We start from the raw sequence: 22,138 nt of genomic DNA, 5'->3' as shown, positions 1-22,138 counted from the left end.
TGAATGGGGGAGAATATGAATAAGCATAGTATTTTAATTGTTGAAGATGATGATACAATTCGTAAATTTATAAATGCATCTCTTACAACTCAAGGTTATATAATAAAAGAAGCAATAAACGGAAAAGAAGGAATATCCCTAGCTATGTCACATTCTCCAGATGTTATATTGCTAGATTTAGGTTTAGGAGATATGGATGGAATAGAAGTAATAAAAAATATAAGAAACTTATCTGATGTTCCTATAATTGTAGTATCAGCAAGAGAACAAGATCGAGAAAAAGTAGACGCATTTGATATGGGTGCGGATGATTATATAACTAAGCCATTTTCAATAGCAGAATTACTAGCAAGAGTTAGGGTAGCTATTAGACACTCTGAAAAAAATAAGCCAAAGGTAAACTCGAAAACTGATTTTGAATATAAAAATTTATTTATAGACTTTGAAAAAAGAAAAGTTAGTATTGATGAGGAAGAGATACATTTAACACCTAGCGAATATGATATATTATCATTACTTGTAAAATATCATGGAAAAGTTTTAACTCATAAATTTATTGCAAAAGAAATATGGGGAAGTGCACTTGGGAGTGAAATAAAATCATTAAGAGTATTTATGGCTACATTAAGACGAAAAATAGAAAAAGAGCCAGCTAACCCTGAATATATAATAACTGAAATTGGGGTAGGATACAAATTAAATGATGAATAACAAAAAGGACTGTTGCAATTGATAAATTGGGGGACAGTCCTTTTTGAAATTTGTTTGTTTTAGGAAATATACAATATTTTAAAATATAGGCTTACTTATGAGCTGAGTGAAATGATATTAATTATCATTTGCTCTAATATAATGATAATTGTTTTCAATTAAAAAGTCAATATTAAATTGAGAAAAACTTTATAATTTAGCTATACTCTCTCCAAATTTAACACAAAGGTCTTTATCATCACCTTCAGGAGCTTCGTTTACTATTACTGATTCTAATGGAAGTTCAAACCCATATGAATCCATTTGTTCTTCCCATTTTTTCATCCATTCACCGTCACCCCATCCATAAGAACCGAATAGGCATGCTTTCTTACCTGCACCTAGTCCTTTTAAAGATTCTATGAAAGGTTCAAAGTCAACCTCTTCTAGGTTTTCATCACCCATTGATGGGCAACCTAGTATTAATATATCTTCATTTTTTAAATCATCTACAATTACTGACTCTACTCTTAAAAGCTCAGGTGACTTACCTTGATTAGATAAACCACTACTTATAAGATTTGCCATAGTTTCTGTATTACCAGTACCACTCCAATATATAATTTTCATAGCTTTACCTCCTAAATGGAATTGATAATTAATATCAATTATTTAATTTAATGATAATTGTTTTCAATTGTTGTGTCAATATAAAAAGTTAAAATATAGAAAAAAATTAAAAAAAGTTTATAAAATATTTGATAAATTAATAAATTCATAATAATATTAAGTTAGAGATAAGGAAACTAAAGATAGGAGAGCATGTTGTGATTAAAAAATTTTATGCAGTTAAAGTAGGAAAAAAACCGGGAGTGTATACAACTTGGGATGAATGTAAAGAACAGGTTAATAAATTTCCAGGATCTATATATAAGAGTTTTAAAACATTACAAGAAGCTGAAAAGTTTTCGGGGATAAAGATAGACAACATATCGAAAAAGTCTAAATCTAATGTTAAAAGTAAGTTGGCATCAGAAAGTAAGGATAACGAATTAAAGCCAATAAAAAGTAAAGCAAATGTAGATTACTTTGAAAATTATATTGAGCCAGAAGATATAAAATGTAATTATGATATGATTGCTTTCGTTGATGGAAGTTATGATAGAGTATCGAAAACTTTTGGATCAGGTATTGCAGTAATTGATATTGAAAAAGACCTGATTCAAGAATATAAAACAGCAGGACATGATAAGTGGGATCAATGGAATATAGTAGGTGAAATAGAGGCTGCTAAATATGCTATAAAATTAGCTCATGATGAAGGATTAAAAAAGTTATGTATATATCATGATTTAAAGAACATTGCACTTTGGGCATCTGGAACTTGGCAGGCTAAAAATGAATATACTCAATCGTATGTTAAATTTATAGAAGATTATAGCAAGGATTTAGCAATTACATTTATAAAAGTTAAAGGACATAGTTGTAATAAATATAATGATATAGCAGATAGATTGGCTAGAGAAGCGATAGAAGAATATTTATAAATAATAAAAATATAGCTAGAAAGGGTTACTTTTATGTAGTCCTTTTTTAGGTTTAAGAAAAATATTATAAAAGTTTAATAATGGAATATATGAATTAATAATATTAATAAAAAATATACATTAAATTAAAAATATTAAAAATGAGATTAAATATTTTAATCAAAATAGTGACAAATATTACTCTCGTGTATATACTTATAATATAAGAAAAAAACTAAACTAAAAGGCGGGTTAAATGTGGAAAGTATAAAAAACTTTGAAAAACCTAAAAATTTATGGAATAAAAACTTTTTTTTATTGTGGCAAGGTCAGTTAGTCTCTTGCCTTGGAGATGCATTTTACTCTATGGCTTTAGGGTTTTGGGTTCTAGATAAAACAGGGTCATCATCTATCATGGGGATATTGATGGCGGCTATAAGTTTACCTAGAATTATAATTGGGCCTTTCGCAGGAGTTATAGTGGATAGGTTTGATAGAAAAAAGATGATAATTTTAGGAGATCTAATAAGGGGAATAGGAATTTTATTTGTAGGTTATGCAGCGTATAAAAATATACTAGAAGTTTGGATGGTTATTTTAATTGGAGTAATATGTGGTATATGTTCTGCGTTTTTTAATCCAGCAATAAGTTCAGTTATTCCAGATTTAGTTTCTAATGATAATATAGTAAAAGCAAATTCAGCACAGCAAATGGCAGTGTCAACAACAAGTCTAGTAGGTAGCCTTTCAGGTGGGTTTATATATTCAATTCTTGGAGCTTCAGTAATGTTTATATTTAATGGAATAAGTTATATTATATCAACTGTAACGGAAATCTTTATAAATATACCTAAAGTAGAACAAAAAAAATCACAACTAACATTTAGAGAAGATTTTAAAGAAGGAATAAATTTTACATTTGGTTTCAGGGGGTTAGTTGTATTACTTGCTGTATGTTTTGCATTAAATTTTTTCTTTGCTATTTTTTCGATACTTTTAAGACCATGGTTTATGATGGAAGAATCTTTGGGAGTGGCAAGATATGGAGTTATATCTGCTTTCCAAAGTATAGGAATGATTGTAGCAAGTATATTACTTACAAATATTAATATAAAAGCTGAAAATAGAGCTAAAACAATGCTTACATCATTATTTTTAACCATTATTTTTTTCTTTTTAGGAGTACTTATAAATAAATTTTATGTAATGTGTGTATGCTTTTCTTTTGGATTATTTTTTAATACAATATCAAATACAGTTATGATGTCATCAATGATGGTTACTGTGCCACAAGATATGAGAGGAAAAGTTATGAGTATAGTGATGACTTGTTCTATAGCTATACAACCAATAGGAACATTAATAGGTGGAGTTCTTGGTGATATTTTTTATCCAAGAAGTATTATGTTAGGTTGTTTTTTAATTTGTATGATAGGGTGCATACCTTTATTTTTTAGTAGTAGCACCAAGAAAGTTTTAAACTATAATCCTGAAATCCAAAATTTAGAAGATATAAAAAGGTAAAATATTAATAAATTTTAAAGCATAAAGTTTATTAACATAAAATGCATAATAATACTTTTTAAAACTGTAAAAATTATAGATAATTACAGTTTAAGGAGGCAATTTTTATGACAAATAAACCGTTAGTAAGTAATGCAAAAAAAGCTTTAAATCAAATGAAGCTAGAAATGGCTGGAGAATTAGGGATACAAAGTGAACATATTAATGGAGCAAATAAAACATCTTATGAAAGCGGAGCTATGGGTGGAAATTTAGGTGGAATGATGAGTAAAAAATTAGTTGAATTAGGGGAAAGAGAGTTAATTAGAGAATATAACAATAAAAAATAATTAATTAATTAATTGGGCTAAATTTTAGCCCAATTTTTAAATTGTTTTTTTATGTTTTAATTTGGAAATTTTAAGCAGGACAAGAGAAAACTTGATATAATATTACTTGATAGAACAAATTCATACAAAAGATACTAAACAAGTAAGGGTTGGGGGAGAATGATACAAAAAAACAAAATAAATATATTATGTATTTTAATTGGATTAGCATGGTTTTTGATTTTTAATACAGCGTATGCATCTGAAAAAGAAAAGCATGTTTTATTTATAAGCTCTTATAATCCTAATGTTGAAACATTTTCAGATCAAATAGAGGGTATACAATCTGGAATAAATGAAGATGTAAATCTTCAAATTGAGTATATGGATTCAAGAACATTTTTAGGAGAAGAAAACAAAGAAAAATTTTATGAATTACTAAAACATAGGTTAAGAGATCAAAAAGGGTATGATGCTGTTATTTTAGGGGATGACCAAGCTTTTGAATTTGGTATGGAACATAGAGATGAATTATTTAAAAATACCCCAATAATCTTTTTAGGTGTAAGTTCTAATAATAATATTGAATTAGCAAAAAAATCAAAATTAGTTTATGGAGTAACAGAGCCACAATCTATAAAGGAAAATATAGACTTAATAAGAAAACTTCATAAAAACAAAGACATAACAATTGTAACTGATGCATATTCAAATTCTTTAAATTTAGATTATAATTTAGATATATTAAAAAAAGAATTCAAAGACACAAAATTTAATTTGATTTCTTTAAAAGATATGAGTTTTGAAGAACTTAAAAAGAAATTAAAAATTTTAGGGGATAATGATGTATTGTTTGTAATGTATGCATATAGAGATAAATTGGGAAATGTAAAGTCTATAAAAGGTTCATATAAACTAATTAGTGAAAGTACAAATGTACCAATATATTCAACTATGAATTATGGAATTGAATGTGGATTTATTGGTGGTAAAGTAGTTAGTCATACAGAACAAGGAAAAGCGGCAGGTAAAATAGCCAAGGAAATATTAAATGGACAACAACCAAAAGAGAAAATTATTGATGGAAATAAGATAGATAATTACATATTTGATTATAATAAGTTGAAATTTTATAATATAAATATAAAAAAATTGCCAAATGACTCTCAAGTAGTTAATAGTCCAATTGATACTCTTTATAAATATAAAGAAATGGTCTATGGTTATTTGTCATTAACAATAAGCTTATTAATTGTTATAGCTTCATTAATATTATATACTGTAAAAAAATTGAATTATCAAAAAGAGCTAATAAAAGCAAAAGAAACAGCAGAGAGTATGCAAAAATCACAAAGTAATTTTATATCTAATATTAGTCATGAGTTAAGAACTCCAGTTGCTGTTATAATGTCTGCAAATCAAATATTAGATATGAATATGAAAAAAGTTACTAATAGTTATTCGGAAAGCAATTTGAATAAAACAAATATAATAAAACAAAATTGCAATAGGCTTTTAAGACTTACTAATAATATCATTGATATAGCTAAAGTTGATTCTGGATTTATGAACTTGAAATTAAAAAATTTAGATATAATATTTTTACTAGAAAACATAGTTACATCTGTTATACCATATGCTGATTGTAAGAATATAGATATAATATTTGATACTAATTGTGAAGAATTAATTATGAGCGTAGATCCTGATAAAATAGAACGAATAGTATTAAACTTAATATCAAATGCTATTAAATTTTCAAAAGACAATACAAATATATATATAAATGTAGATGTAGATGAAGAACAAAATGTTCTTGAATTCTCAGTAAAAGACACTGGAATTGGAATGAAATCTGAAGACTTGGAGCGAATTTTTGATAGATTTACGCAAGTTGATGATATTATGGTCAGAAAAAATGAAGGAAGTGGTATAGGTCTATCTCTTGTTAAAATATTTACAAATATGCATAAAGGTGATGTTATTGTAAATTCAAAACTCGGAGAAGGAAGTGAGTTTATAGTAGTTTTACCTATTAGATTTATTGAATCTAGAGAAGATGATGATTTTGAAATAAATTCGTATAATTCAAGTAATTCAAAAGCTGCGGTAGAATTTTCAGATATAAATTTTTAGGCATATTAAAAAATGGCATGTATATAGGTAAAACTATATCATGCCATTTAATTTAATTTTAACCTCTTTTTTTCTGAAGTTCTAAGTACTCATTTAAAACATCATCGTCAATTTCATCTTCTGTAGTTACAAAGGACGCTCTAGTCCAGAGGCTTTCTAAGTGGTTAAGATGCTCAAACTCACTTCTCAAAATCTTAGAGGAATTTACTTTAAATTTGACAATAATATCATGAGGACTTATATCAGAAAGAGCATTGACTTGAAGTTTACAGTAATCCTCTCCACAATATATATATAAGATTTTTATATTTAAAAGTTCTGCTTCAGACTTTATTACTTCATAAAATCTTTTTTTCACCTCATCATTCTCAAAAATCTTTCTTCTATATCTAGGACAAAATATGTAATTGTACTTCAAATAACTGATTCTTTTTTTATCTATTCTGTATTTTTCTCTCATATAAATATATTACATATTAAACTTAAAAACTTCAACACTCTGATAAGTATTATTTAGATTAATACTATCAATAGATTCTTTTAATTTAATTAGAGAGTCTCTATATTCTAAAATTCGCCCCAATAATAAAACACTTAGAGAATTACTTAATTCAAATTTACTATGGTCTATATCTATCAGATTAAAATCTTGAATATGGTTATTGTTTAATACATTATCTAATAAGTATTTATGCTGGATATTAAAATTAGATAAAAGTTCATTTATATATAATTTTTCTTCAATCGATAAATTATTAAATTCGTCTAAATTCTTAGAAATTAAATTTAAAAAATCATAATAACTTTCACAAACAACTCCTAGATAATCTAGGGTATTAATTTTATATTTATAATGTTTTAAGTGATTTTTAAGTGAATTAGTTTTTGCTTCTTTATCTAAAGTTAATAAATTTGGTTTTATAGCTTGGTTATATAGATTTAAAATTTTAATATTTAAAACGTCTAAAGTAGATATATTTAAAAGCATATAATCAGTAATTTTAAAGGCTTCTTTAGAAAAATTAAATATCAATTCTTCTACTTTAAAGCCTTGATTAATAGGTAAAATTAACTCATTGATGGTAATTGCTACAAGTGATCCTACTAAAATAGATGAAAGTCTTACTATTATTTGGGATGGATCACTCATAGTAAAAAATAAAATTAAACTACCTGAAACTAAGCTCATTAAACTGAGTTTTGTTTTATTTAAGTTGAATTTATAAAAAATAAATACATCTAAAGAACAAACTAATGCAAGTGAATATATATTCCAGTTGAAAATAATACCTATACAAAAGGTTAGTATAGCTCCTAATATATTTGCAAAAAATCTTTGTATGCAGTAAGTTCTAGCGCCTGAAACAGTTGGAAGCATTGCAAATACAATTCCCACAGTTATTACGGTAGTTGATATTTTAAAATAATTAGTTAAATTACATAAATAAATGCCTATTATAGCTGATAAAAGAACTTTTAGAGCTCTAGTTTCATCTTTTACTGATAATCTTTGTAATATAAATTGATTATGATTCATAAGTAGTCCTCCGATTAAATTATATTACAATATTGTATCAGTTAGATAAATTAATTGCAACGAAAATATCAGTTTAATATAAAAACTGATACTAAAAAACAGTCTTAAAATATTTTAAGACTGTTAAATATGAATAGATAAAACTTTAGATTCACTTAATGTATTTATTTTTTTGATATAATCAAGTATTAATGGAATACAAGCTGCAATCCAAGCCATAGGACCTGCTAAGCAAACTCCGAAATAGCCTAAGAATAAAGGTAGTGTAAATGCAACAACTGTTCTAGCTAATAATTCGCAAACTCCAGCCAACATAGGAACTAACGTGTAGCCCATTCCTTGAAGTGCATTTCTATATATAAATATTAAGCTAAGTGGTATAAAGAAAAATGCAACTGTAGTTAGGTATTTCATAGAGTAAGAAACCACATCTGGGTCAGAATTTGATACAAACAGTTTAACAAATTGATCACCAAATAAAAATAGTATAATACCTCCTATAAGACCTATAATTATATTTATAATAGTACATTTTTTAACCCCTTCTTTTATTCTATCTATATTTCCGGCTCCTAGGTTTTGAGCACAATAAGTTGCCATCGTAACTCCAAATGTTATACTAGGTTGCATAACTAATTGCTCTACTTTAGATGCAGCAGTATGAGCGGCTACAACTGTTGATCCAAATGCATTAACCGCACCTTGAAGTATAATTGCTCCTATAGCAGTTATAGAAAATTGAAGAGCCATTGGGATTCCAATACTTAAATGCTTTTTAAAATATAAACTGTCAAATTTAAAATGTTTTTTCTCAAGTTTTAATATAGGAAATTTTTTAGCAGTATAAAATAAACATAAAATTCCCGAAACGCCTTGAGCAATTACTGTTGCGTAAGCTGCTCCGGCAACTCCCATAGATAAATTTATTATAAAGAATAAATCAAGAATTATATTTAAAATTGATGCTACTATTAAAAAATATAGAGGTGTTTTACTATCACCAAGAGCACGAAGTATACTCGATATCATATTATAGAAAAAAGTAGCAAATATTCCTCCATAGATAACTACTATATAAGATTGAGCGTCATCTATAATATCACTAGGTGTATTTATTAAGTGCAAAATTGATTTTGATGTAATAACACTTATAAATGTTATTACAATTGACATAATAATAGATAGAACAATTGCACTGGCAACTGCTTTTTTTACTCCATCAACATCGTTTGCTCCAAACTTTTGAGATACTAAAACAGAAAAGCCTGAAGTAAGGCCTAATACGAATCCTATTATTAGAAAATTCATGGATCCGGTTGATCCAACTGCAGCAAGAGCCTTGACACCTAAAAATCTTCCTACTATTATAGTATCAACCATACTATAAAACTGTTGAAATATATTACCTATGAGAAGTGGTATAGAAAAGTATAAAATTAGTTTTACTGGATTACCAGCGGTCATATCTTTTGTCATAAAATCCCCCTTTGTAAAAAATATATGCTTGCATATGATAGCATTATTTAAAAATTCCGACAATACCATTATATTAAAATTATCAAAAAAGGATAGTAAATTATATAAATAAAATAGTTTGACATAAAACTATTTTATTTATATAATTTAAATTGTTAAATCAGTTTATAGACAAAGGAGAATTTAAAATGACAAACTTAGATTTCATATATAACCGTCAAAGTATAAGAAAATTCAAAGATGAACCTATTCCAAAAGAAGATATAATGGAACTTTTAAAGGCTGCAACATTTGCTCCATCAGCAAAACATCAGCAAAATTGGCATTTTGTAGTACTTCAAAATAAGGATATGATAAATGAAATGGCTGATATCGTTACTAGAAGCCATGAAAAAATAGGTGAACTAGCAAAAACTGAAAAAGATAAAAAAATACATATGAGTGTTATAAATTATTATACATGTTTTAAAAATGCTCCTGTTGTTATATTAGTTTATGGATGCGAATATAAAATGATAGAATACAAAATTTTAAAAGAAAATGATGCGCCAAAGGACCTATTAGAGGTATTAGTATCTCCTCAATCAGCAGCTCAAAGTATAGGAGCAGCAGTTGAAAACTTCTTATTAGCGGCAACTGAAATGGGATATGGAACTTGTTACATGACAGGTCCTACTCATGCAAAAACAGAAATTGAAAATCTTATAGGATTTGAAAAGCCTGGATATGAGTTAATGTCGATGATATCTTTAGGTGTTGCAGAGGACAATCAACCACAACAACCACCTAGAAAACCATTAGAAGATGTTACTACATTTATAAATTAAAATCTACATTAAAACAAAGAGCTCAAATTAGCATACTAATTTAAGCTCTTTATTTTAAATACAATAAAAAACAAATTAAAAAATAATTTTTATATAAAAAAATAATTATACTCTAGACGAATAGATAAAAAGATGGTATATTGTATACATAAACAACGAGATTAGACAAAAAACAACATGACAATAGGAAATGACATAATTTATATAAAATTAAAGCACTTTAATATAAATATATTTAAAAAAAAGAAGACTTAAGAAAGTTTTCTAAATCCCCCTAAAAGTACAATAATACTATTTAAAGACTGTTTGCAAAACAGTCTTTTTTTGTTTTGAAAAGTCAGTTTTTGCACTAAAAAATGGTAAATATAAACATTTAATGACTAGTTTTTTAATTTGTATTGAATAAACAAATAGAAGGTGGTAATTTAAAATAAAAAGGTAAAAAGGGAGGACTTAATGATTGAATCACTTACCGACAGACTTGTGTCATTTCTTGTGCTAAATAATATAATAGACACAGAAAAATTTGAAAAATATAGAGATAAAATAAAATCTTTAATATTTTTGGCAATAAGCTTTGTAAGTGTAATTTTAGTTGGAGCTATCTTCGGGAAAGTTACTCAAGGAATAATACTTTTAATATGTTATTTGATAATAAGAAAATTTGCCTGTGGATATAAAGCTAAAAGTTACATTATAAGATTACTAATGTTTATGTGGATATATATATTTACTATATATTCGAGTAGTTATGAGGATTTAACAACTTATAAGTTTTTAATTATTTTATTTACAGTATTAAGTTGGGGATGTATATATGTTTTAGCGCCTGTAGAAAATATAAAAAATAAAATGGATTTTAATGATGTACTAAGAAAAAAAATTATATCTAGAGTAATAGCCACAATAATTACTTTTTTAACAATTACATTATTAAGGATAGAAATTATAAATGAATATGCGGCATTTACTTGTAGTGCTTTATATTGGAGTGCATTTATGTTAGTACTGGGGACTATAAAAAATTACATAAACAATTAAGAAAAAAACATTTATGGGTAGATTTTTAAATTAGGAAATCCTTACCTATAAATGTTTTTTATTTTTTATGCTTATTTTTATCTACAATAAGGTAGATAATATAGACAAAGGAAAATTATAGGAATATAATAAGTTAGAAAAAATACTATAAAAAAACTAAATATCTAAGAGGTGAAAATATGAAAGTATTAAAATATTTACTTATATTTATACCGATAAGTATAATTGGAGAATTTATGCACTTGCCACCAACAGTAATGTTTTTATTGGCGGCATTATCAATTATACCACTAGCGGGACTCATGGGAGAAGCTACAGAAGAAATAGCTTTTTATACAGGACCTAAAATAGGAGGCTTTTTAAATGCTACATTTGGAAATGCAACAGAACTTATTATTTCGTTCTTTGCTTTAAAAGCAGGACTATTTGACGTAGTAAAAGCATCTATCGCAGGGTCGGTAATAGGAAATATATTACTTGTATTAGGAGCTAGTATGCTATTAGGCGGACTAAAGCATAAAAATCAAAAATTCAATAAAAAAGTTATAGAAGTATCATCAAGTATGCTTTTATTTGCAGTTATAGGACTTTGTGTGCCAGCAATTTTTACGCATACAATCAATCCTAGCTTGCTAAATACAAAATATGAGGGACTAAGCATTATTGTAGCTATAATAATGTTTATAATATACATATTAAGTTTAGTATTTTCGTTTTATACACATAAAGATATATATTCATCAGAGCCTGAGAATGATGGAGAGTCTAAGTGGTCACTTAAAAAGTCTATATTTGTTTTAGCAATAGCTACTATATTAATAGCTATTGAAAGTGAATTTTTAGTTAGTGGTGTAGATTCATTAACGGCAACATTAGGATTGAGTGAATTTTTTGTAGGGATAATAATAATACCTATAATAGGAAATGCAGCAGAACATTCTACCGCTGTTGTAATGGCAATGAAAAATAAGATGGATGTTGCTGTAGAAATTGCAGTTGGATCTAGTTTACAAATAATATTATTTGTTGCTCCTATATTAATATTTATAAGCTTAATATTTACTCCTATGAGCATTGTATTTAATCCGTTTGAATTAGTAGCATTAATTGCGTCTGTTCTTATTGTAAATAGAGTTGCAAGTGATGGAGAGTCAAATTGGCTAGAAGGTGTACAATTATTATCTGTTTATTTTATTATTGCAGCAGGATTTTTCATATTATAAATAAAAATAGACCTTTAAAAAGGTCTATTTTTATTTATAATATGAAAAATTGTTTAACATACTAAATAAATAGATATATATAACAGTGACACCATATAAAAGGCTAAGAAAAAATAGTTAACTAGATTAAAAATAAGAAAGAGGGGAATGGAGATAAAAAAGCTAAATAAAAATATTATAATAAGCTCATTGGTGTTTATTATAATATTTGGGTCTTATTATTTAATAAAGAAAGAAAATAATGACATTATAGACGATATAGCATATAGTTATGAAAATGATAAAGAAATAGATAAAGAAAAATTAAAAAATCAAAAAATAGAGATTTTTTCTAAATCTCATAAAGATTCTAACGATTATTTTATATTAGGATATTATAATATAAATTTTTATAAAAATAATAAAGAAGTAAAACAATATTTTGAAAAGGTAGTAGAAAATCAAGATGAACATACAAATGATTTTGCTAAATTATACAGCTACTACTACTTAGCTAAAGATGCTAGAGAAAATGGAGAAACAAACAAAGCTTTAAATTATGTAGAGGATGGATTTAACAGTATAAGTCCAAAGAGTTATAGCGAGTATAAAAAAATAATTTGGAATACTCATAGTAAATTACTAGATTTGGAAAAAGGCAGAGCGATAGCTCTTAAAGATTTTAGAAAAATAAAGGAAAATGAATATTTAATTGATGATGAGTCTAAATTATATTTTTATAAAAAAATGTCTACCGTAAGTTTAGCTTTATATGGATACAATTATGACATTGAAAGTAATTTAGAAGCAATAGAACTTGCAGAAAAGATGGATAAAAAAGAGGAATTGTATAAATTGATAATAGACTTAGGGGTATCGGCAAAACAAGTTGGAGAATATGAATCTGCAATTAATATAATAAAATACACTGATAAAATAAATATAGAAGATAAATACACAAATGCAATTTAAAATTGTTATAAGCTAATAAACTTAGCTCAAATTGAAAGTAGAATTGGAAATTATGGGAAATTGTTAAGCTATATAAAGAAAATAGATAAATACAGTACTTCTATACAAAAAGATATATCAAAAGATGTTCAAGTTTTAAAGTTTTCTATAGAAAGTGAATACTATACAGAAATAGGAGATTTCTATTCAGCTCATGAGTACTTAAAAAAAGCAGAATCTATGATAGATAATGAAAGTATAGATATTTATGCTAATAAAGAGTTATATTACTATAAGGCTTTAGCCAATACCTACAATAAAGAAAAAAATATAATGATGCTATAGACATTTATAAAAAAGGAATTAAGTTAGCTAATGAAAAAAATATTATAGAATATAAGGAAATGTACTTACACGGATTAATGGATGTGTACTCCAATCTTGGTGATAAGAAAAATGAGTATAAATTATAGTATGGAACTAACAACTCTTATAAGATCGAAAAACAAAGAGTTTTATAAAAACCATTATTATGAGAATGTAATAGCTAAATAGGGAATAAACAAAACAAGGAAGAAAATACTACAATAAAGAGTTTGAATAATTTTTTCAAAGTTTTAATATTTATATTGTTTGCTGTAATATTTAAACTTCAGATATACCCTATTATTTATAAATATATATACAGAGCTAAAGTAAAAAAATATATAAAAGAAGATAACTATCTTTTAAACTATCAGCCTATAGTTAACCCAAAAGAAAATAAAATTATGGGATTTGAGGCTCTAATCAGGTTAGAATTGAAAAATAAATTAATTATGCCTTCTATAATAATAGAAGAAATTAATAAGTGCCATATGATGGAAGAAGTTTCTATTTGGATATTAAAGAGAATAGTTGAGGATTTTAAAAGATTGAAAAATGTAGAGAATATAAATGAAAAATTTTATATTTCTATAAATTTATCACTTAAAGAAATTGAAAGCATATATATAGTAGAAACATTGAAAGCTATAATAAAAGAGACTTACCTAGAAGGTCTATTTGCATAGAGATTACTGAAAATAATAGCTATAAAAATAAAGAGTCTGTAAGCAAAAACATAAAAATTTTAAAGGATAGCGGATTTTTAATAGAGTTAGATGACTTTGGAGTAGATTACTCGAATATATCTATGTTAGACAAGTTTGAATTTGACATAATTAAATTAGATAAATATTTTATTGATAATATAGGAACTTCATCTATAAATAAGACACTTATAGAAACAGCAGATTACTTATCTACTATAAAAGATAAAACTATAGTAGTTGAAGGTGTGGAGGAAAATTATCAAATGAAAATTATAAAAAATACAAAATCAGATAAAATTTATATACAAGGATATTTTTATAGTAAGCCTTTAAGTGTTCAAGTATTAGAAAAATTTAAATTATTTAAATAGAAGACAAGCTCTGGTGTTTAACCGGAGCTTGTTTTATGGTAACATAAAACAAAAAGTATGAAGGAGAATAGGAAATGGTTAACATATTAGTTGCTGATGATGATTTAAGAATACTAAGGTTAATAAATGATTTCTTAAAATTAGAAGAATTTAATGTATATAAAGCGGAAAATGGAAAAGAAGCAATTGAGTTATTTGAAAAAGAAAACATATCACTAGCTATATTAGATATAATGATGCCTATTGTAGATGGGTGGGATGTATGCAAACATATAAAATCAAAATCAGATATTCCAGTACTTATATTAACAGCAAAAGACAGTGATATAGATGAACTCTTTGGTTTTGATATAGGTGCAGATGAATATATGTCAAAGCCATTTAATCCTAAATTACTAATTGCTAGAGTAAAAAATTTATTAAAAAGAGTTAATTCATTGAAAGAAAAGCAAACCTTTAAGTATGGAGACATAGTTCTTCAATTAAATAATAATGTAATAAGAGTTAGAGAAAAAGAAATTGAACTTACACCTATAGAATATGAATTAATGTTTATATTTTTAAATAATGTAGGAATATCGCTAAAAAAAGATAAATTATTAGATTTAGTATGGGGATATGACTACTATGGGGATCCGAGAACATTAGATACTCATATAACAAGGTTAAGAAAAAAATTAGGCTATGAATCAGAGTTGATTAAAAACATAAGAGGTTTTGGCTATGTTTTTGGGAGTTAGTATGAAATCTATAAAAAATAAATTATTAACAGGGATAATACTTATCAACTCAATGATGTTAGTTGGAATATTAATATTTACTATTAACTTCAAAGATATATATATAAAGTATACTAGTTTACAATTAGATAAATTATCAAATGAAATAAAAGTGATATTGAATGAAAATTTAGATGAAAATACATCAAATAAGCTCCTAAAATTAACCGAAAGTAAGGGTGTAAATTTAGATATATATAATAAAGAAGGAAACTTAGCATTTAAGAACAGAATGAGTATGAATAATCATATGATGGGGAAGATGAAAAACAAATATGAAGTAGTAGATAAATACTATATAAATAGAGACTTAACCTCATATATAATACATGAAAACTCAGAAAATATTGAGTTTTTATCAATCATATCGAGCACAGATGATAACTTATACACGATAGTTATTAAAACACCTATAAGTTCAATTGAAAATAGTATAAAGATAGCTTCTACTTTTTTAATAATTATTTTTATTCCTATAATAATTATTTCTATTATAATGGCTATAATTTTTTCAATCAAGTTTACGAAGCCTATAAGAAAACTAAATGAAGTAACTGATAAAATTTCAAATTTAGATTTTAATGAAAGAGTTGATATAAAAACTAATGATGAGATTGAAAAATTAGGACAAAGTATAAATAAATTGTCGGATAAGATAAATAGTAGCTTAAATGACTTAAAATATAAAAATGACGAATTAGAAGTGCTTATTAAAAATAAAGAAATACAAGAAAATCTTAGAAGAGAATTTGTGTCGAGTGTATCTCATGAGCTAAAAACTCCGATAACGGTTATAAGTGGATATGCTTTAGGTTTAAAAAGCAATGTAGTAAAAAGTTATGAGGATCGAGAGTACTATATAGATGTAATATATGAAGAAAGTGAAAAAATGGGGGTATTAGTTAAAGATTTATTAGATTTATATAAGCTAGAGTCTAAGACGTTCAGTATAAAAAAAGAACAAATAAGTATAAAAGACTTAATAATAGAAACTATTAGAAATTTTGAAATAAAGATTAAAGAAAAAGATATAAATGTAACCTTAAATATAAATGATATCTATATATATGTAGATAAAATTAGAATTCAACAAGTTTTATACAATTTTATAGATAATGCTATACATCATATAGATAATAATCGTATTTTAAATATAACTACATATAGATGTAAGGGGAATTTAAAAGTATCTATATATAATAGTGGAGAAAATATAGAAGATGAATATTTAGATGAGATATGGGATTCTTTTATGAGAATTAATAAATCCAGAACATATAGTGACAATAGAGTGGGACTGGGATTGTCTATTATAAGAGAAATAATAAATCTTCATGACGGTAAATGTGGTGTTTTGAACAAAAAAGATGGTGTCGAATTTTGGTTTGAATTAAAATTGTAAAATTTTTTACTTGTAACTAAGTTGTAACAATCGATAGTCATAATGATATTAAAGATAATTTAACAGGAGGTAGTTTTATGAAATTAAAAAAAATAGTATTATCACTTAGTGTTATATCAGCTATTGGATTTGGATCTATGGGGGTTATAGCAAATGCAAATGAAAAATCATCTACAGATAATTCATTTAGTTACAGATACCAAAATAGACAAGAATGTAGACTTACAGATGAGCAACAAAAACTTATAGACAAAGGCTATAATGAACTTACAAAAGATGAAAAAACAATATTTGATAAGTACTACAAACAACCAAAAAGTAATTTAAGTGATGAAGAATTAAACAAATACTTTGAAATTCATGATAAAGCATATAAGTATTTAGGAAGTGATTTTTTAGAAAATATGAAGCAAAACAGATCTGAAAGATTAAACAATGGACATATGAAAAATGGACAAGGACAAGGTAGAGGTATGTGTAATCAACGATAAAAGTTAATATAAATAAAAAATAAGGTTAGTTTTACTAACCTTATTTTTTATTTATATGAGGAAATGATAAATATTTATCGTTATAGATAAGTAGACAAATAGTATCTATGCAATAACTTAACATTAAATTAACATAGAAAAAATCTATAACAAATCTATAATGAATATAAAGCAATTAAAATAAAAGCTATATATATTAGCAATCAATATTAAAAAAATTAACAAACTAGAATTTTAGTATTGTATTGAAATTAAAAATTTAAGATTTATATTAAATTGAGTTTGAATTACAAACTGGATAATATGATTTTTTATTAGTAACAAAATATATAAGCAGAGCTAATAAAAAAGAGTAAATACATTTGTAAAAACTAAAAGTTACAAAGTGAATTTGTAATATTTAAAATAGAAAAGGTAATTAAGCTGTAATTTATGATATTTTTTACAATGATTATTATATAAAACAAGCAAAAAATAGCATGGATTATAATTGTTACAAAAAAAATTTAAAAAAATTTTAAGTGAATTTCACATACCTATGAATGCTTGCAATTTCAATAGATAAACATTGTTACCAATTGTAACTCTTTTGTAACCAAATTTACTTTTTTTTGGTTCCAGGTGTTTACAAAAAGAAAAAAGTGTATTAACATTAATAACAAGTTAAAAAAAGTTACGAAAAAGTAACAAACACAAACAATATGAATTTAAAAAGACATTAAGGTCAATAATATATAATTTTTAATTTTATTTAATTGAATGGAGGAATTTTATGAGTATGAATAAAAGAGCAAAGAAATCAATAGTATTAACATTAGGTTTAGTAGTTGGAGGTATGTATGCTTCAACAAACAGCATATTTGCTGCAGAGAAAGAAATAGTTACACCAGAAAAATTAAACGTGAGAAAAGGACCATCTGTAGAAAATGATAAAATAGGATCATTAGATAGAGGAATGGTTGTTGAAATATTAGAAAGTAACAATGGATGGAACAAAGTTAAACTTTCAGACGGAAATGAAGGATGGGTAAGTGGAGATTACACTGCAAAAGAAAAAGCAACTGTAACAGCTACTGAACTAAACGTAAGAAAAGGACCATCTATAGAAAATGATAAAATAGGATCATTAGCAAATGGAACTGTAGTAGAAGTATTAGAGCATGAAAATGATTGGTATAAAGTTAAGCTTGATGACAATCAAGAAGGATGGATATCAGGAGATTATGCGTTAACTGAATCTCAAGCTATGGATCAACAAGCTAAAAAGACTGAAGTAAAAGCTGCTACAACAAATACAGTAGATCAAAAGAATGATTCAAACGATTCAACTGTTAAAGAAGAGAAGTCAGAAGAAGCAGTTTCAAACAGTGCACAAAATAACAACCAAAATAATAATTCAAATGAATCATCAAAAACTGAAGAAACAACTTCATCAAACAACAATAGTGGAAGATTAATGACTGTAAATGCAAGTGCATATGCAGGTCATAGTATAACTGCTACAGGAACAACTCCTAAGTGGGGAACTATAGCTGTAGACCCTTCAGTTATACCTTACGGAACAAAGGTTTATATACCTAAGTTTGACATGGTATTCACTGCAGAGGATTGTGGGGGAGCTATAAAAGGAAATAAAATAGATATATTCATGAATAGTGAATCTGAGTGTACAACTTTCGGAAGACAAAACATAGAAATACAAATATTAGGATAATAAATAAGAGAAGTCTCGATGGAGGCTTCTTTTTTATATGCCTTAAAAACTATTTAAATCGATTTTAAGAACTTTGTTGGCGCTTTAGGGGCAACTATGCTTAAGGAACAAAAGAAAACGTGAATTTGGATAAATATTAGAGTGGGAAAAAATGGGCTTTTTAAGTCCGTTTTTTTATTATATTAATTAAAATAAATATAAAATATGAATAATGAAAATCATTATTAATTGTGATATACTATTAGAATAATGAAAGGAGGACTAGCTATGGAAAATATAAATAAATTTCAAAGTTTTATGATTTTATTAATGGTGGCTATTGGAATTTTTATTGGACAATTTGACATAATTAAAATGTATAGTGAGTATCTAATAATGCCAGCTCTCATAGTAATGTTATTTTTAGTATTTTTACAAATTCCTTTAAAGGATATAGTTAAGTCATTTAGCAATAAAAAATTTACAATAACATCGATTTTTATAAATTTTATATGGACACCGATTCTTATTTTTATACTTGGAAAATTGTTTTTAGGAAATAATCCAAGTTTGTTGATTGGATTTGTTATGTTGATGGTAACACCTTGCACAGATTGGTACCTAATATTCACTGGAATAACTAAAGGAAATGTTGCATTAGGGGCGTCTATATTGCCTCTAAATTTAATATTGCAATTATTACTTCTGCCAATATATGTATTGCTTATAGGCGGTTCTAGTGTAGAAATCGAAGTACTTAGTTTACTAAAGGGAGTAGTTATGAGTTTAATTATTCCATTAATACTATCTATTGTTTTAAGAAAAATAATTATAAGTAAAAATGGTAAAGATTTTTTTGAAGAAACAATAACTTCAAAAGCTTGTGATTATCAAGGGTATTTTTTAAATATAGCTATTGTTGCTATGTTTGCATCTCAAGGGAAAGTTTTAATTCAACATCCGGAAGTTCTATTACAATTACTTGTACCTGTATTGTTGTTCTTTGCAATAAATTTAATAGTAGGAGTATTTGTATCTAGAGTAATAAATTTAAATAGGGAAGATTCTATCGCATTAAATTTCACAACGCTTGCGAGAAATTCACCTATAGCATTAGCTATAGCTGTTGCTACTTTCCCAGATAAGCCATTAATATCATTAGCTCTTATTATAGGGCCATTAATAGAATTACCTGTACTTTTTATAATATCAAAAATACTTTTAAAGAATAATTTTGTAATTAATGAAAGTGTCTCAAAGTAGGCACTTTCATTTTTATTTTATTGACATGGCATAAAAATGAAGTTACATTTATCTATGGGTGGTATTTTAATTAAACTGCACCAATTGGATATTAAAAAATTTTATTATAGGAAGCTCATATCTTTTTAGAATGAGACTGATTAGTAGTATCACACTCATTAGGAGGTGGTAACTATAAACTTTGGAATTATTGGAGCGGGGAAGATGGGATTTTCCCTGGGAAAATATTTAAAAGAAAACAATATAAATTTAGTGGGGTATTATAGCAAAAGTGAGCATTCTTCTAAAGAAGCATCAACTTTCACAAATACCAAACAATATGTTAAATTAGAAAATTTAGTACAAGATAGTGATGTTATATTAATCACTACTCCAGACTCACAAATAAAAAACGTGTGGGAGAATCTAATTAGCTTTCCTATTAATAATAAAATAATATGTCATTTAAGTGGATCAAAATCCTCAGAAATCTTTTCGAATATAAACCAATATGGTGCATATGGTTATTCAATTCACCCAATATTAGCAATTTCAGATAAATATAATTCTTATAAAAATATCTCTAAAGCATTTATTACAATTGAAGGAGACAAAAAATACATAGATTATTTAAAAAATATATTTTTGTCAATTGGTAACAAGGTTTTATTAATCAATAAAGAAAATAAGTCCTTATACCATGAAGCCTGTGTAAGCGCAAGCAACTTAATAATTCCTATAATTGACAAAAGTATAAAACATCTTGAAAAATGCGGATTTGAAAAAAATATAGCTATTGAAGCTTTGTATCCGTTAATTGAATTTAATATAAAAAACATAAAGGAAAAAGGTGTTTTAAATAGCTTAACAGGTCCTATAGAAAGATGTGATTTAGAAACTATAAAAGGTCACTATGAAGTTTTGAATGATGAAGATAAAGAATTATATACTATCTTATCTAGGCACTTATTAAAAATAACTAAAGTTAAAAATTTTGAAAAAGATTATTCTAAAATTGAAAAATATTTGGGGGAACAATATGAAAAATACAGTTATAACTTTTAAAGAAGCTAAAGAAAGCAATGAAAAACTAACTATGCTTACAGCCTACGATTATTCAACTGCAAAGTTAATTGACAGCTGTGGAATCAATGGAATATTAGTTGGAGATTCATTAGGAATGGTGTGTTTAGGTTATGAAGATACACTATCTGTAACTATGGAGGATATGATACATCATACAAAAGCAGTATCAAGAGGATGTACAAATACTTTAATAGTTGCAGATATGCCTTTTATGTCTTATCAAACATCCACATATGATGCTGTGGTAAATGCGGGTAGACTTATAAAAGAAGGAAGAGCACATGCAGTAAAATTAGAAGGTGGAGTAGAAGTTTTTAATCAAATACAAGAAATAGTTAAATCTTCTATACCAGTTATGGGGCATATTGGACTGACGCCACAATCTGTAAATGCTTTTGGCGGATTTAAGGTGCAAGGTAGAGATGAATTAGCAGCAAAAAAACTTATTGAAGATGCATTAGCAGTAGAAGATGCAGGTGCATTTGCTGTTGTATTAGAAGGAGTGCCATCAAAGTTAGCATCACTTATAACTAAAAAGTTAACAATACCTACTATTGGAATTGGAGCAGGTGCTAGTTGTGATGGACAAGTACTTGTATATCAAGATATGTTGGGGATGTTTAGTGATTTTACACCTAAATTTGTGAAAAAGTATGAAAATATAGGAGAAAAGATGAAAAATGCATTTTCAAATTATATAGATGAAGTAAAAACACAAGCTTTTCCAAGTGAAGAACACAGTTTTAAGATAAATGAAGATATAATAGAAAAATTATACTAAAG

General features: G+C 26.2%; 21 protein-coding genes and 1 pseudogene. 18 read left to right on the top strand and 4 right to left on the bottom strand.

Annotated elements, in window-relative coordinates; all coding sequences use genetic code 11:
• The first annotated feature begins 15 nt into the window (after nucleotides 1-15).
• Nucleotides 16-711, top strand: a complete 696-nt coding sequence (locus tag ACRDDE_RS05090) for a response regulator transcription factor (protein ID WP_438625993.1) — start codon at nucleotides 16-18, stop codon at nucleotides 709-711.
• Nucleotides 712-900: 189 nt separating this feature from the next.
• Here ACRDDE_RS05090 and ACRDDE_RS05085 read toward each other — a convergent pair whose 3' ends face one another.
• A complete protein-coding gene (locus ACRDDE_RS05085) occupies nucleotides 901-1,320 on the bottom strand; it encodes a flavodoxin (protein ID WP_438625991.1) in 420 nt (139 codons plus the stop codon).
• Nucleotides 1,321-1,517: 197 nt separating this feature from the next.
• On the opposite strand from ACRDDE_RS05085, the gene ACRDDE_RS05080 reads away from it, so the two are divergent.
• From ACRDDE_RS05080 to ACRDDE_RS05065, 4 genes are all read left to right on the top strand, one after another.
• Nucleotides 1,518-2,237 carry a ribonuclease H1 domain-containing protein gene (locus ACRDDE_RS05080; protein ID WP_438625989.1) on the top strand — a complete coding sequence of 240 codons (720 nt, stop codon included), beginning with the start codon at nucleotides 1,518-1,520 and terminating at the stop codon, nucleotides 2,235-2,237.
• Between the two features lie 237 nt (nucleotides 2,238-2,474).
• On the top strand, nucleotides 2,475-3,740 hold the full coding sequence (locus ACRDDE_RS05075; protein ID WP_438625987.1) for an MFS transporter: 1,266 nt from the start codon (nucleotides 2,475-2,477) through the stop codon (nucleotides 3,738-3,740).
• A gap of 107 nt (nucleotides 3,741-3,847) precedes the next feature.
• Complete coding sequence (locus ACRDDE_RS05070; protein ID WP_438625985.1) at nucleotides 3,848-4,069, top strand: small, acid-soluble spore protein, alpha/beta type; 222 nt, start codon at nucleotides 3,848-3,850, stop codon at nucleotides 4,067-4,069.
• A gap of 159 nt (nucleotides 4,070-4,228) precedes the next feature.
• Nucleotides 4,229-6,184: a sensor histidine kinase gene (locus tag ACRDDE_RS05065; protein WP_438625983.1), complete on the top strand. Its 1,956-nt coding sequence runs from the start codon at nucleotides 4,229-4,231 to the stop codon at nucleotides 6,182-6,184.
• A 58-nt stretch (nucleotides 6,185-6,242) separates the two neighbouring features.
• Here ACRDDE_RS05065 and tnpA read toward each other — a convergent pair whose 3' ends face one another.
• From tnpA to ACRDDE_RS05050, 3 genes are all read right to left on the bottom strand, one after another.
• Complete coding sequence (gene tnpA / locus ACRDDE_RS05060; RefSeq protein ID WP_438625981.1) at nucleotides 6,243-6,644, bottom strand: IS200/IS605 family transposase; 402 nt, start codon at nucleotides 6,642-6,644, stop codon at nucleotides 6,243-6,245.
• A gap of 9 nt (nucleotides 6,645-6,653) precedes the next feature.
• Complete coding sequence (locus ACRDDE_RS05055; protein WP_438625979.1) at nucleotides 6,654-7,721, bottom strand: FUSC family protein; 1,068 nt, start codon at nucleotides 7,719-7,721, stop codon at nucleotides 6,654-6,656.
• Nucleotides 7,722-7,844: 123 nt separating this feature from the next.
• On the bottom strand, nucleotides 7,845-9,197 hold the full coding sequence (locus tag ACRDDE_RS05050) for an MATE family efflux transporter (RefSeq protein ID WP_438625978.1): 1,353 nt from the start codon (nucleotides 9,195-9,197) through the stop codon (nucleotides 7,845-7,847).
• A gap of 188 nt (nucleotides 9,198-9,385) precedes the next feature.
• Here ACRDDE_RS05050 and ACRDDE_RS05045 point away from each other — a divergent pair, with 188 nt between their 5' ends.
• The 13 genes and pseudogenes from ACRDDE_RS05045 (at nucleotide 9,386) to panB (ending at nucleotide 22,136) form a co-directional block, all read left to right on the top strand.
• The gene (locus ACRDDE_RS05045) at nucleotides 9,386-10,024 is read left to right on the top strand and encodes a nitroreductase family protein (protein ID WP_438625977.1); all 639 of its coding nucleotides are present in this window, start codon (nucleotides 9,386-9,388) and stop codon (nucleotides 10,022-10,024) included.
• Nucleotides 10,025-10,480: 456 nt separating this feature from the next.
• Entirely contained in the window at nucleotides 10,481-11,065 is a 585-nt protein-coding gene (locus ACRDDE_RS05040) for an accessory gene regulator B family protein (RefSeq protein ID WP_438625976.1), read from the top strand.
• 179 nt (nucleotides 11,066-11,244) lie between these two features.
• Nucleotides 11,245-12,288 carry a calcium/proton exchanger gene (gene cax / locus ACRDDE_RS05035; protein WP_438625974.1) on the top strand — a complete coding sequence of 348 codons (1,044 nt, stop codon included), beginning with the start codon at nucleotides 11,245-11,247 and terminating at the stop codon, nucleotides 12,286-12,288.
• Between the two features lie 147 nt (nucleotides 12,289-12,435).
• Nucleotides 12,436-13,239, top strand: a complete 804-nt coding sequence (locus tag ACRDDE_RS05030) for a hypothetical protein (RefSeq protein ID WP_438625972.1) — start codon at nucleotides 12,436-12,438, stop codon at nucleotides 13,237-13,239.
• A 60-nt stretch (nucleotides 13,240-13,299) separates the two neighbouring features.
• Entirely contained in the window at nucleotides 13,300-13,563 is a 264-nt protein-coding gene (locus ACRDDE_RS05025) for a hypothetical protein (protein WP_438625971.1), read from the top strand.
• A gap of 251 nt (nucleotides 13,564-13,814) precedes the next feature.
• A pseudogene (locus ACRDDE_RS05020) lies at nucleotides 13,815-14,662 on the top strand (EAL domain-containing protein).
• Nucleotides 14,663-14,736: 74 nt separating this feature from the next.
• A complete protein-coding gene (locus tag ACRDDE_RS05015; RefSeq protein ID WP_053831073.1) occupies nucleotides 14,737-15,402 on the top strand; it encodes a response regulator transcription factor in 666 nt (221 codons plus the stop codon).
• Nucleotide 15,403: 1 nt separating this feature from the next.
• Nucleotides 15,404-16,843, top strand: coding sequence for a sensor histidine kinase (locus ACRDDE_RS05010; RefSeq protein ID WP_438625969.1), 1,440 nt, complete (start codon nucleotides 15,404-15,406; stop codon nucleotides 16,841-16,843).
• Between the two features lie 77 nt (nucleotides 16,844-16,920).
• Nucleotides 16,921-17,334, top strand: coding sequence for a hypothetical protein (locus ACRDDE_RS05005; protein ID WP_438625968.1), 414 nt, complete (start codon nucleotides 16,921-16,923; stop codon nucleotides 17,332-17,334).
• A 772-nt stretch (nucleotides 17,335-18,106) separates the two neighbouring features.
• Nucleotides 18,107-19,048, top strand: coding sequence for an SH3 domain-containing protein (locus tag ACRDDE_RS05000; RefSeq protein WP_438625966.1), 942 nt, complete (start codon nucleotides 18,107-18,109; stop codon nucleotides 19,046-19,048).
• Nucleotides 19,049-19,315: 267 nt separating this feature from the next.
• Nucleotides 19,316-20,290 (top strand): arsenic resistance protein, encoded by a 975-nt coding sequence (locus ACRDDE_RS04995; RefSeq protein WP_438625964.1) that lies wholly within the window; start codon nucleotides 19,316-19,318, stop codon nucleotides 20,288-20,290.
• A gap of 165 nt (nucleotides 20,291-20,455) precedes the next feature.
• The gene (locus ACRDDE_RS04990; protein WP_438625962.1) at nucleotides 20,456-21,334 is read left to right on the top strand and encodes a Rossmann-like and DUF2520 domain-containing protein; all 879 of its coding nucleotides are present in this window, start codon (nucleotides 20,456-20,458) and stop codon (nucleotides 21,332-21,334) included.
• Entirely contained in the window at nucleotides 21,309-22,136 is an 828-nt protein-coding gene (gene panB / locus ACRDDE_RS04985; protein WP_438625960.1) for a 3-methyl-2-oxobutanoate hydroxymethyltransferase, read from the top strand. Before ACRDDE_RS04990 ends, panB begins: the two co-directional genes overlap by 26 nt.
• Nucleotides 22,137-22,138: the final 2 nt, after the last annotated feature.

The organism is Paraclostridium sp., from assembly GCF_051656405.1.
Taxonomy (GTDB): domain Bacteria; phylum Bacillota; class Clostridia; order Peptostreptococcales; family Peptostreptococcaceae; genus Paraclostridium.
The sequence above is the reverse complement of the archived record's forward strand: the minus strand, read 5'-3'. Positions and strand labels throughout refer to the sequence as shown.